Origin of the sequence: Sphingomonas rubra (assembly GCF_900115745.1) — a bacterium.
Taxonomy (GTDB): Bacteria; Pseudomonadota; Alphaproteobacteria; order Sphingomonadales; family Sphingomonadaceae; genus Sphingomonas; species Sphingomonas rubra.
On the sequence record NZ_FOXP01000008.1, the window covers coordinates 174,142 to 186,476 of the forward strand.

General features: G+C 68.9%; 12 protein-coding genes. 1 reads left to right on the forward strand and 11 read right to left on the reverse strand.

The features are described 5' to 3' along the window. Positions 1-130 precede the first annotated feature (130 nt). From BM145_RS11475 to BM145_RS11515, 9 genes are all read right to left on the reverse strand, one after another. On the reverse strand, positions 131-907 hold the full coding sequence (locus BM145_RS11475; RefSeq protein WP_093333780.1) for a cyclase family protein: 777 nt from the start codon (positions 905-907) through the stop codon (positions 131-133). 3 nt (positions 908-910) lie between these two features. Beyond that, the gene (kce, locus tag BM145_RS11480) at positions 911-1,837 is read right to left on the reverse strand and encodes a 3,5-dioxohexanoate:acetyl-CoA acetone transferase (RefSeq protein WP_093333781.1); all 927 of its coding nucleotides are present in this window, start codon (positions 1,835-1,837) and stop codon (positions 911-913) included. Further along, entirely contained in the window at positions 1,837-2,643 is an 807-nt protein-coding gene (locus tag BM145_RS11485; RefSeq protein WP_177200182.1) for an ester cyclase, read from the reverse strand. The genes kce and BM145_RS11485 overlap by 1 nt, the downstream gene beginning before the upstream one ends. Beyond that, the gene (locus BM145_RS11490) at positions 2,640-4,151 is read right to left on the reverse strand and encodes a class I adenylate-forming enzyme family protein (protein WP_093333783.1); all 1,512 of its coding nucleotides are present in this window, start codon (positions 4,149-4,151) and stop codon (positions 2,640-2,642) included. The genes BM145_RS11485 and BM145_RS11490 overlap by 4 nt, the downstream gene beginning before the upstream one ends. Positions 4,152-4,162: 11 nt before the next feature. Further along, entirely contained in the window at positions 4,163-5,344 is a 1,182-nt protein-coding gene (locus BM145_RS11495) for an acyl-CoA dehydrogenase family protein (RefSeq protein WP_218149656.1), read from the reverse strand. 26 nt (positions 5,345-5,370) lie between these two features. Beyond that, positions 5,371-6,225 carry a 3-hydroxyacyl-CoA dehydrogenase family protein gene (locus tag BM145_RS11500; RefSeq protein ID WP_093333784.1) on the reverse strand — a complete coding sequence of 285 codons (855 nt, stop codon included), beginning with the start codon at positions 6,223-6,225 and terminating at the stop codon, positions 5,371-5,373. Beyond that, a complete protein-coding gene (locus BM145_RS11505; RefSeq protein WP_093333785.1) occupies positions 6,222-6,983 on the reverse strand; it encodes a crotonase/enoyl-CoA hydratase family protein in 762 nt (253 codons plus the stop codon). Before BM145_RS11505 ends, BM145_RS11500 begins: the two co-directional genes overlap by 4 nt. After that, on the reverse strand, positions 6,980-8,911 hold the full coding sequence (locus tag BM145_RS11510; protein ID WP_093333786.1) for a flavin-containing monooxygenase: 1,932 nt from the start codon (positions 8,909-8,911) through the stop codon (positions 6,980-6,982). The genes BM145_RS11505 and BM145_RS11510 overlap by 4 nt, the downstream gene beginning before the upstream one ends. Positions 8,912-8,982: 71 nt before the next feature. After that, positions 8,983-9,867 carry an alpha/beta hydrolase gene (locus tag BM145_RS11515; protein WP_177200183.1) on the reverse strand — a complete coding sequence of 295 codons (885 nt, stop codon included), beginning with the start codon at positions 9,865-9,867 and terminating at the stop codon, positions 8,983-8,985. 85 nt (positions 9,868-9,952) lie between these two features. Here BM145_RS11515 and BM145_RS11520 point away from each other — a divergent pair, with 85 nt between their 5' ends. Beyond that, a complete protein-coding gene (locus BM145_RS11520) occupies positions 9,953-10,630 on the forward strand; it encodes a TetR/AcrR family transcriptional regulator (protein ID WP_093333788.1) in 678 nt (225 codons plus the stop codon). A 30-nt stretch (positions 10,631-10,660) separates the two neighbouring features. On the opposite strand, the gene BM145_RS11525 is transcribed toward BM145_RS11520, so the two are convergent. Continuing rightward, positions 10,661-11,872: an MFS transporter gene (locus tag BM145_RS11525; RefSeq protein WP_245739287.1), complete on the reverse strand. Its 1,212-nt coding sequence runs from the start codon at positions 11,870-11,872 to the stop codon at positions 10,661-10,663. Between the two features lie 171 nt (positions 11,873-12,043). Continuing rightward, a partial coding sequence (locus BM145_RS11530) for an integrase core domain-containing protein (RefSeq protein WP_143090171.1) occupies positions 12,044-12,335 on the reverse strand: 292 nt, incomplete at its 5' end.

Genomic DNA, 12,335 nt, shown 5'->3' on the forward strand with positions numbered 1-12,335 from the left:
ATTATCGCCTCAGCTCGACGCTGACGCACTTACCTCTCACAGCTTCACAAGATTGTGGCACAACACACACCTGAGACGATCCCGCTGTCAGTGTGACAACGGTTAGGCTACTCCACGATGGCGTTGACAATCAGCGGTCGATGATCGCAACCGCGCGCGTCCAGCCGGCCGAGGCAGCGCGGACGTTGACGGGAAAGCAGGCGACGGTGAACCCGGTCGGCGGCAGCTTCTCGAGGCGATGCAGCTTCTCAAGATGGCAGTAGCCGATCGTTCGACCGGCCTTGTGCCCCTCCCAGATCAGGCCCGCGTCGTGCGTTTCGGCATAGCGGCGCGCCGTGTGGACGAACGGAGCGTCCCAACTCCAGCCGTCGGTGCCGGTCACGCGGACGCCGCGCTCGGTCAGGTAGAGCGTCGCGTCGCGTCCCATGCCGCAGCCGGCGGAGACGTAGTCGTCGTGGCCGAAGCGCTCGGCGGCGCAGGTGTTGACGACGACGATCTCGAGCGGACTCAGCACGTGGCCGATCCGCGAGAGTTCCGCCTCGATGTCGGCGGCGGTGGCGACGTAACCGTCGGCGAAGTGGCGGAAGTCGAGCTTGACGCCCGGCTGAAAGCACCAGTCGAGCGGCACCTCGTCGATTGTGATCGCGCGCCTACCTCCATCCATCGTCGAAGCATAATGGTACGGCGCGTCGAGGTGGGTGCCGTTGTGGGTGGTTAGCTGGACGCGCTCGATCGCCCACGCCTCGCCGTCGGGCAGGTCGTCAGGCGTAAGGCCGGGGAAGAAGCCGAGCAGGCCGGTTACCGACTGGCGGTGGTCGATATATTCGATCGAGGGACCGTAGCCCGGCGGGTCGGAGAGGACGCCGTTCTCGATCGGCACTGACAGGTCGATGATCGTTCGCGTCATGCTTCAGAACTCCACCCGATCGCCGCCCTTGAGGTCCAGCATTGCGCGCGCCTCGGCGGGAGTTGCGGGCTCGTGGCCCATCTCGTGCAGAGTGCGTACGATCTTGGCGACCTGCTGTGCATTGGAGACGGCGAGCTCCCCGCGCTCGATGAACAGGCTGTCCTCGAGGCCGACGCGGACGTGGCCGCCCAGCAGCGCCGCTTGCGTCAGAAAAGGCATCTGGTGCTTGCCCGCCGCGAGCACCGACCATTGGTAGGTGTCGCGGCCGAACAGCCGGTCGGCGGTCGCCTTCATGAAGACGAGGTTCTCGAGGTCGGGGCCGATGCCGCCGAGGATGCCGAAGATCATCTGCACGAAGAAGGGCGCACGGACGATCCCGGCATCGACGAAATAAGCAAGGTTGTAGAGATGGCCTACGTCATAGCATTCATGCTCGAAACGGGTGCCGCTCTCGCTCATCTGGGTGATGATGCGGTCGATGTCACGGAAGGTGTTGCGGAAGATGTAGTCGTCAGAGTTGAGGACGTAGTCCTTCTCCCAGGCGTGCTTCCAATGCTCGATGCGGCGGCCAGCGCCGTGGAATGCGAAGTTGATGCTGCCCATGTTGAGTGAGCACATTTCGGGCTTGAAGCGCGTCGCGGCGGCGAGGCGCTGGTCGAGCGGCATCGTCGCCGAGCCGCCGGTGGTGAGGTTGATGACGGCGTCGGTGCGTTGACGGATGACGGGAAGGAAGCGCGCGTAGACGTCGGGGTCACCGGTCGGCTGGCCGGTTTCGGGGACGCGCGCGTGGAGGTGGAGGATCGCCGCGCCCGCTTCGGCGGCGGCGATCGCCTGGTCGGCGATCTCCTCCGGCGTGACCGGCAGCGCGTCTGACATGCTGGGCGTGTGCGCGCCGCCGGTGACGGCGCAGGTGACGATGATCTTGGCCATCAGCGGAACCGTTCGCGCTGGAGGGTGAGGAGCTGGCGGTGGAGGCCGAGCCGGTCGCCCGACACCTGCGCGCGGGTGACCGCGCCGCCCGCGACGTCGATCATCGCGGCGAGGCGGAGGGCGACGGGTTCGCCGGCGAGACTCTCATCGACGTCAGCGAAGCCGCCGCGGTAGGTGCCGTGGTAGACGAGGTGCGCGGCGGCGCGTGCTCCGGCGGTGAAGAGGTGCGATACCTCGACCCGCTTGGGCGCAACCAGCGCGGCGAGCGCGGGGTCGCCCATGAGCACCCCCTCGGTTTCGGGCGCGCCCAGGACAGTGGGGAGCCACGAGCGCACGACTGCCTCGGTCGCGGCATCGGCGGCGAGGACGGGACCGTCCCAGGGCGCGAGCGCGGGCGGCGACACTGGGTCGGCGGCGCCGCTCTTGAGCTGGCGCTTGCGCGCGAAATAATCCTCCTCGGCCCAGCCGTGCGCGAGGCGCTCTTCGGTCAGGCGGAACAGCGTGATGCCGCGCCACGCCGCGATGCGGCCGTCGTCGCGCATCGACGCGCCGTGCTCGGTGAAGCGCATCGCGACGCCGTCGCGACCGAGGATCGTGTCGTGGACGGTGACGGTGAGGCCGGGGAACTGGTCGAGCTGCGCGGCGGTGGCGGGGAGGTACTCGCGGTCGCGGCCGTCGAACAGGTGACCGCCGATCGACAGGCGATAGCCGGGGTCCATCACCCAATCGACCGCCGACGGATCATGCGAAGTGAGGAAGTCGACGGCGAACCCGCGCAGCACCCGCGCTTCGGGAGAAAGGGTCATGGCGCGCTCCAGTGACGATCGAGCGCCCGCAGGTCCTTCTTCAGGATCTTGCCGGACGCATTTTGCGGCAGCGCGCCGACGAAGCGGATCGAGGTCGGGCATTTGTAGCGGGCGAGGTGCTCGCGGGTGAAATCGATGAGCGTCGCTTCGTCGGGGTCGGCGCCGGCGCGCGGGACGACGTAGGCGCGCGGGGTCTCGCCCCATTTCTCGTGCGGCACGCCGATCACCGCCACCTGGCTCACGTCCGGGTGGGCGCCGAGCACGTTCTCGATCTCGGTCGGGTAGATGTTCTCGGCGCCCGAGACGATCATGTCCTTGTAGCGATCGTGGATGAAGACGAAGCCGTCGGCGTCGCGGTAGGCGGCGTCGCCGGTGCACAGCCAGCCGTCGGCGGTGACGGCGGCGGCGGTCTCCTCGGGCTTTCGCCAATAGCCGAGCATGACCATGCCGGAGCGGACGCGGATCTCGCCGACCTCGCCGGTCGCGACGGGGCGCTCGGTGGCGGGATTGACGAGGTCGAGCTCGACCCAGGGCAGCGGGCGACCGCACGAGCGGAGCCGCTCGGGCGTCGGGCCGTCGGGGTCGTGTTCGGCGGGCGGCAGGCTGACGACGGTGCCGGCGGTCTCGGTCGCGCCGTAGGCGTGACTGAACTCGCAGCCGAACAGCCTGAGCGCGCGGCGGAGCAGCGGCTCGCCGATCGGCGCGGCGCCGTAGAGGATGCGGCGCAGCCCGCGAGGAACTTCGCCGCCCGCCTCGGCATGGTCGACGAGGCGTTGGATCACGGTCGGCACGAAGAAGGCGTGGGTGACGCCGTGGCGGTTGACCGCGTCGACGATGCTGGCGGGGTCGAGCTGGTCTAGGAGGACCGTATGACCGCCCTGGCTGAGCGCCATCATCCCGTAGCCGATGCCGCCGATATGGAAGAGCGGCATCGCGACGAGGTTGACGCTCGACGCGTCGAAGTCCCACGCCTCGCGCGCCATCCGCTCGACAAAGGAGAGGTTCGCCTGGCTGATGAGGACGCCCTTGGGAACGCCGGTAGTGCCCGACGTATAGAGGAGGAGCGTGGCCGCGTGCGGGTCGACGCCGCGAGCGGTGAGCGGGAAAGGGGCGGCGGCGGCTGGGAGCGCGTCGAGGTCGATCTTGGGGATCGCGGGAGCCTCGGCGAGATGAGCGGCGAGAGCGGGCTGGACGAGGATCAGCGCGGGCTCGGCGTCGATGACGATCTGGCCGATCTCGCGCGGGGCGAGCCGCCAGTTGAGCGGCAGCATGATCGCACCGATCTTCGCGCAGGCGTAGGCGAGCTCGTAGAAGATCGGCGCGGCGTGCGCGAGCAGCGCGACGCGGTCGCCATCGCCGACGCCGCGCGCGAGGAGGACGGCGGCGAGCAGCTCGCTCGCCTCGTCGAGGTCGCGGAAGCTGAGCAGCGTCCTGCCGTGCGCGAGGCAGGGCGCGTCGGGCGTCTCGGCGGCGAAATGCCGCAGCAGCGAGAGGAGCGTCGGCTGCATCGCGCGCGGCCTCAGTAGCTCTTGGGCAAGCCCAGGCCGTTCTGCGCGACGTGGTTGAGCACCATCTCGCGGCTGACCGGCGCGGTCTTGTGGAGGCGGGCGATGAACCAGAGGTCGGCGAGCCCGTACTCGTAGGAGAGGCCGTTGCCGCCGTGGACCTGGATCGCCTGGTCGAGAGCCTTCAAAGAGGCGTCGGCGGCCATGAACTTGGCCATGTTGGCGGCCTCGGCAGCGTCCTCGCCCTGATCGAAGAGCTGCGCGGCACGCGCGTTGAGGAGGCGCGCGGCCTGGACGTGGATGTACGCCTCGGCGAGTGGGTGGGCGACGCCTTGGTGCTGCGCGATCGGCGTGCCCCAGACGCTGCGGTCGCGCGCATAGTCCGCGGCCTGCGCCAGCGCGAAGCGGGCGATGCCGTTGTTGATGGCGGCGGCCGAGACGCGCTCGGGATTGAGGCCGACGAACACCTGCTTGAGACCGGCGCCGCGGCGACCGGTAAGCGCCTCCGCCGGCAGCTCGATATTGTCGTAGAAGGTGGTGAACTGCTTCTCGGGCGTCATCACGGCGGCGTCGATCGGCTGGTAACTGAGGCCAGGCGCGTCGGTGGGGACAAGGAACAGCGACAGCGCCGAGCGGCCGTCGCCCGCCTCCATCTCCGGATCGCGCGCGACGATCATCACCGCGTCGGCGACGTCGATCCCCGACGTCCAGTATTTGGAGCCGTTCAGCACGAAGCCGTCACCCTGCGAGGTGACCTGGGTCTTCACCTTGTGGGTGTTGGAGCCGGCGTCGGGCTCGGTGATCGCGAAGCAGATCTTCTTCGTCCCCGCGGCGATGCCGGGGAGCCATTCCGCCTTCATCGCGTCCGAGCCGTGCGCGGCGATGATCGGTGCGGTAATCGAGTTGATGACGAGCTGGAGCATCGGGCAACCCTGCGCCGCACACTCCTCAACGACGACGTTGTAGTCGGCGATGCCGCCGCCGACGCCGCCGTGCTCCTCGGGAATGTGGACACCGAGGAAGCCGGCCTCGCCAAGCTCCGCCCACAAGGCGTCGGGCTCCTCGTGGCGCTTGACGCAGTCCTGATAATATTTGCGGCCGTACTTGCCGACCAGGCGGCCGACGTTCTCGCGCAGTTCGCGGTGGTGCTCGGCGGTGTCGACGAGGGGGGAGAAGAACATCGGCTGGGCGGGCATGGATCGGATCCTTCGGGAAATGCGGGTCAGGCGGGCCAGTCGAAGAAGCCGCGGCCTGATTTGGCGCCGAGGCGGCCGTCGGCGACCATCACCTGGAGGATGGCGGGAGGTGCGAAGCGGGGACCGTGCGCGGCTTCGAGCGTGCGTGCGACCTCGAGCCGGACATCGAGGCCGACGATGTCGCTGAGCCGCAGCGGGCCGACTGGGTGGCGGTAGGCGAGAACTGCGGCCCGATCGATATCCTCGGCGCCGGCGACGCCGTCCTCGAGCATCCGCATCGCCTCGAGCGAGGCGGCGAAGTCGAGGCGGCTCGTGGCGAAGCCGGGGACGTCGCGGACGGTGATCGTCTTCTTGCCGATCGCCGCGCCGAACTGGCGCGCAAGGTCGAGCGCGGCGTCGGAGGTGGCTGCGCCGCGGACGATCTCGAGCAGCTTGATCGACCAGACGGGGTTGAAGAAGTGGAGGCCGAGGAAGGTCGTCGAGTCAGAGACGCTCGCCGCGAGCCGGTCGATCGACAGCGCGCTGGTGTTGGTGGCGAGCAGACGGGGCGCGCGGGCGGCGGCGCGGGCGAGCACGTCCTCTTTGAGCGCGAGCCGCTCGGGCACCGATTCGACGATGACGGCGAGGCCCTCGGGCAGCTCCTCAATCGTCGCGACGCGGGACAGGCGCGCGGCGGTCGCGTCCCTGGCGGCGGCGTCGAGCTTGCCGCGCGCGACCGCGCCGGCGAGCGTCGCCTCGACCGTGCGGACCATCGCGGCGGCGCGGGCGTCGTCTGGTTCGACGACGTGGACCGCGTAGCCGGCGAGCGCGGCGACGTAGGCGATGCCCACGCCCATCGTGCCGCCGCCGATCACCGCGACACCTTGTTGCTCGATACTCATCGGCCGCTCCAGACGGGAAGACGCTTCTCGGCGAAGGCGCGCGCGCCTTCTCGCGCGTCGGCGGAGGCGAGAACCTCCTCGACGATCGGGCGCTGCCGCGACCAGCGATCGGCGACGGGCCAGTCGGGGGCGGTCGCCATGATCGTCTTGCTCGCCGCGACCGAGAGCGGCGCGTTGGCGGCGATCTCGTCGGCGAGTGCAAGCGCGGCATCGAGCGCGGTGCCGGTCGACACGAGCCGGTTGACGAGGCCCCAGCGCGCGGCGGTGGCGGCGTCCATCCGACGCGCGGTGATCGCATACTCGAGCGCGATTGCGGGGGGGATGCGCTCGCGCAGGCGGACAAGCCCGCCCGATCCGGCGACCAGGCCGCGCGCCGCCTCAGGCAGGCCGAACACCGCACCCTCTCCCGCGACGATCAAGTCGCAGGCGAGGGCCAGCTCGCAGCCGCCGGCGAGCGCGTAGCCCTCGACGGCGGCGATCAGTGGCTTGGCAGGCGACGCCTCGGTGACCCCGGCGAAGCCGCGACCCTCGATCTCGGGCCGCTCGCCCGCAACGAACGCCTTGAGGTCCATCCCCGAACAGAAATGCCCGCCCGCGCCGGTGACGATGCCGACGCGCAAGGTTGGATCGGCGTCGAGTTCATCGAGCGCCGCGACCATCGCCAGCGATACCGCGCGGGTGACGGCGTTGCGCTGCGCGGGGCGGTTGAGCATCATCACCAAGGCAGCGCCGCGGCGCTCGACCAGCACCTCGCTCATGCCGGCACCTGTTCGGCGGTCTCGTAATCGGCGAGATCGGCCGTGTCGGTCATCCGCCACATGTCGATGATGCGGAACGGATTGTTGACGACGATCCGGCCCTTCGAATTGCGGACGTAGCCGTCGACGCCGGGAAAGGTCCAGACGAGGCCGGCGTGCGTATCGTCGACCTTGGCGTTGTAGGCGTCGTGGACCTCGCGGCGCACGTCGACGGTGGTGAGCCCGCCCGCGAACATCTGGCGCAACAGGGACATGACGTAGTGCATCTGCCGCTCGAGCACCGAGATCAGGCTGCCGCCGTGGCCGTATTGCGTATTGGGGCCGTAGAGGCAGAAGAAATTGGGGTAGCCCGGAACGACGGTGCCGAGATAGGCACGCGCGTCGTCGCCATCCCAGTCGCGGTGCAGTTCGCGCCTGCCGACGCCGAAGACGCGCATCGGGGCGAGCAGGTTGACCACGTCGAACCCCGTCGCCCAGATGATCGCGTCCGCAGGGTGCGTCGCGCCATCGCTGGTGACGACGGCGTCCGGCAGCACCTCAGTGACGGCACCCTGGACGTAGGCGACATTGGGCTTGGCGAGCATCCGGTACCAGCCGTTGTCGAGCAGCATCCGCTTGCCGAACGGCGGATAGGGCGGGATCATCGCGGGGAGCAGATCCTGCCGCTCGCCGAGCTCCGCCTCGATGTAGCGGGTGAGGCCGCGACGGTGCGAATCGTTGATCGCGTTGATCGATCTGCCGCCGCCCTGCCACGCGGGATCCTGACGGAGCGCCTCATATTGCTTGTCGTTGAACGCCCAGCTGAGGCGGAGGCGATACCAGAGGCGGTAGAGCGGCACCGCCTGCATCAGCTGCTGGAGCGGCTCTGGAATCGACCGGCCGAACTTGGGGAAGGGCGCGACCCACTGCGGCGTCCGGTTGACGACGGTGAGCGAGCCGACGCTGTCCACGATCGCCGGGCCGACCTGCATCGCGCTGGCGCCGTTGCCGACGAGGACGACGCGCTTGCCCGCCAGATCGAGCCCCGCGTCGGGGTAGCGCGCGGTATGAACACTCGACCCCTCAAACGAGTCGATGCCGGGGACATCGGGGAGGCGCGGCTTGTTGAACGCGCCGACGCCGCTCAGTACGATGCTGGCGGTCAGCGTCTCGCGGGAGCCGTCGTCGGCGACGATGTCGGCGTGCCACTCGGCGGCGTCCTCGTTCCAGCGTGCTTCGGTCACCTCGACGCCGAAGCGGATGTGGCGGCGGACGTCGTAACGGTCGGCGACCTCCTCGAGATAGGAGTGGATCTCGCGGCTGCCGGCGAAATAGCGCGACCAGGCGAAGGGCGCCCAGGAGAAGGAGTAGAGGTGGCTTGGCACGTCGCAGGCCGCGCCGGGATAGCGATTCTCGAACCAGACGCCGCCCAGCTCGCCCCGACGCTCGACGATCCGATAGGGGATGCCCGCGGCCGCGAACTGGATGGCGGCGCACAGGCCGGAGATGCCGGCGCCGATGATGAGCGCGCGGAAGCCCGGCGGCACCGCGACCGGCGCGGCGGGTGTGCCGGGCAGATCGCCGCCGTCGAGCTGGAGCTCGTGGCGGATCATCGCAGCGTAGTCGGCCGGGATCGTCTCGCCGAGCGACACGCCCATCATCTCGACCAGCAGTGCGTCGGAGGGACCGGTAAGGACCGGCGGCGTTCCGGCGAGCCACGCCGCGACGGCGATCCGGGCGGCGTCGCGGATCTCGGCCTGGACCGCGGGCGGCAGTCCGCCGTCGTCGTTGTCATCGAGCCCGCGCGTCCGCGTCGGCACGAAGCGACCCTCGATCCATCCGCGGTCGCCGGTCAGGTGGACGAGAACGCAGGCGAGCGTCGGGATGTTCGCCTGCGCGATCGCGTCCGCCAGCCAGCTGGGGGCATCCTCTCCGGTTCGGTCGGCCATTGCCTCGTCTTTGTTGTCGCCGCGCTCGTGGCGGGTTGTTCGGCAGCCTCTACGCGACGCCGAAGCGGGCGTCAACGGCTGTGTTGACGAATGTGGCCGGCCAAGTCGGCGATCGCCTTGTCGGCGCGCGGAGTCAGCATCGGCAGGCTGGCGAAGCCGTGGATCATCCCCTCGTAGCGATCGACCGAAGCGACGCCGCCCGCCGCGACGATCGCTGCGGCGAGCGCCTCGCCCTCGTCGCGCAGAGGATCGGCGGCGGCGGTGATGATCCGCGTTGGCGGTAGACGGCTGAGATCGGCGCAGAGCAGGGCGATGTCGGTCTGCGTCGGCGCCGCGCTGCCGAGATAAGCATTCCAGGCCCAGCGCATCCAATCGCGCTCGAGCAGGTACCCTGTTCGCAAGCGATCCCACGACAGAGTCGCACATGCCGGGTCGACGACCGGGTAGAGCAACGCCAGCGCGCCCACGGCAATGCCGGCCTCGCTCGCGTAGGACGCCGCACCGACGGCGAGATGACCCCCGGCGCTGTCGCCGGCGATCGCGGCGATCGACCGCGTCGCGGCGATGTGGCGGAGCGCGGCACGCGCGTCGTCGCGGGCGGCGGGAAACGGTGCTTCGGGGGCGAGCCGATAGCCGACTGAGATCACGCGCGACCCGGTCTCCGCCGCGAACGCGCGACACATTGCATCGTGCGTGTCCAGCGAGCCGATCACGAAGCCGCCACCGTGGAGGAAGAGGATGATCTCGTCGTCGGCCTCTTCGGGAACGTAGCTGCGCAACGGAACGCCGTCCGCGTCCTCCTCGGTCACCTCCATCGCTGGCCCTCTCACCGCCGCCATCGGCGCGTCGAGGCGCGCGCGATAGAAGGCGAGGTCGCGGTCCGCACGCGGCGGACGCAGCGCCGCGCGCGGGTCGGCGAGCAGCGAGACGAAGGCCGAATCGACGAATTGGCTCATCGCCACGGTCTCGCGTGACGGTGCACTGCTGTCAACACGAACGTTGACGGATTGATGTTGGCCGGGGAAGAGGCGATGGAGAGGCATGAGCGACACGGAGGAGAAGCGGATCGGGCAGAGCGGCATCGGGCGTCGGCGCTCGGCCGCGCGCACCGATTCGAGCACGACTTATCAGGCGAAGAGACGCGAAATCGCCGAGGCGGCGGTGCGCGTCTTCAACCGCCTGGGCTTCGAGCGCGCCAGCATCGCGGCCGTTGCCGAGGAGATGAGCGTCGATCGCGCGTCGCTCTATTATTACATTTCGTCGAAGGAGGAATTGTTCGACGAGGTGGTCCGCACTGTGGTCGAGCGCAACGGCCAAGTCGCCAAGGAGATCGAAACGAGCTCGCTCGCCCCGCGTCGCAAGCTGCGCGACATGATCGTCATGCTGATGACGTCCTACGGTGCGCACTACCCACTGTTCTACATCTACATCCGCGAGAACCTCAGCCACGTCAGCGATGCACGCTCCAAGTGGTCGCGCGATATGCGCGCGTTAAATCGTCAGACGACCGACAGCATGGTCGCGATCATCGTGCAGGGTTACGCCGACGGCAGCCTCCGCGACGTCGGCCCGCCCGAGATCGTCGCCAACGGCATTTTCGGCGTGATCGGATGGACCCATCGCTGGTTCAGGCCCGACCGCAGCGACACCAGCGCGCAGGAGATCGGACGAATCTACGCCGACATGATCCTGTCGGGGCTGGAAGATCCGTATCGCTGAGGCGGCCGACAGCTAGCGGGCGGCACGGGGTCAGCGTTCCCGCGGGTAGCGGCCGAGCGTCAGCGCTGCCGGGCCGCCGAGGAGGAAAAGCGCCGCCGAGATCGCGAAGCTCACGTCGAAACTTCCCGCGACCTGATGGATGTACGCGAAGGCCATCGGCCCCGTGCCGCCCGCCAGCGCGACGCCGGCGTAGAGCAGGCCGTAGGTCTTGGCGTATCCGCGCAGCCCGAAGTACCGCGCCGTCAGAAACGCCAGCAGGTCCAGCTCGGCGCCGGCCGCCAGGCCAATCAGGACCGCCGCCCCGATTGCCACGCCGATCGTCGGCTGACCCGTTAGGAGCAGGCACCCGGCGGCGGCGGGGGTCAGGATGACCGCGGCGACGCCCGGCGCCCAGAAGCGGTCGACCAGCGAGCCGACCAGCAGCCGGCCGACAATGACCGAGACGCCGAATGCGCTGGTCGCGAATGCCGCCGATCGCGCCGGAATGCCCTTGTCGGCCAGCGCAGGGATCAGATTGGGGATGATCCCGGCAATGCCGAGGTACATCGCGAGGATCGATAAGAGCAGCACCCAGAAGCGGTAGCTGGCGATCGCCTGGCGCGTCGTGAGGCCGGGAGGCGTCGGTGCCCCTCCACTGGCTTCGGAGAGAGTCGTTCGGTCGGGGGGACGGAAATACAGAAAGGCGAGCGGCAAAGCCACGAATAGCGGCAATGCGGCTACGCCAAGAAATCCGACACGCCATCCGAACTCTTGCGTAAGCCAGACGATGTAAGGCGGGGCGATGATCGCGACCAGGCCCGTGCCCGACAGCGCGATGGCGAGCGCCGCACCGCGATGCTTGTCGAAACGACCGGCGATGGCATAGGTCCAGCTGATCGGACCACTGCCTCCGCCTAGGATCGCGATAACCGTATAGGCCAGGTAGAACAGCCACAGCTGCCCGCCGTTGCTCGCGGCGAGCACGAAGCCGAGCGCGACCCCGACGAGCCCGATCATCGCCATCGGGCGGGCGCCAAATCGTTCGACCAGATGTCCGACGACGGGCGCGGCGAGCCCGCCTAGGCCGCTGCTAAAGAGCAACGCCGTCTGCACGTCTGTCCGCGACCAGCCGAATGCACGCCCGAGCGGGTCGACGAATGCGCCGATCGAGTAAACGGCGATGCCGACGGACCCGAAGGCGATGCCGGCGACGCAAGCGAGAAGAAGGCGGCCGTTTCGGGAAAACTCGCTGGAATGCGGCAATCGTGCCTCCATTCTCGGTATCGCCTATCGGGTCGCAAGCGAGGAGCCGTGCAACAAACTGTCCCCTACACGATCAATGACGAACGATGTATCGCCCTGTCAACAGCTGTGTTGCTAAGCCGGATCGATCTATAGGCTTTGGCTTCCGATGCGACGCGGTGTTGTTGCCCCCTAAAGGCCTGACGGGTCCTCGCGGGTTTGCGCGATGTACTCGCGGGGTGATCGATAGCCCAGAGCGCGATGCGGATGCACCTCGTTGTAGTGGGCGAGCCAGCCTGGCAGCTGCTTGATGACGGTCTGGGCGTCCGGCCTGGGGTTCACGCGGACATAGTCGCGCTTGAGGGTGCGGACGAACGCTTCTGCCATGCCGTTCGACTGCGGGCTGCTGACCGGGGTGGTGCGCGGGATCAGCCCGATGTCGCGGGCGAAGGCTCGGGTGTCGCGCGCGACGTAGCAGCTGCCG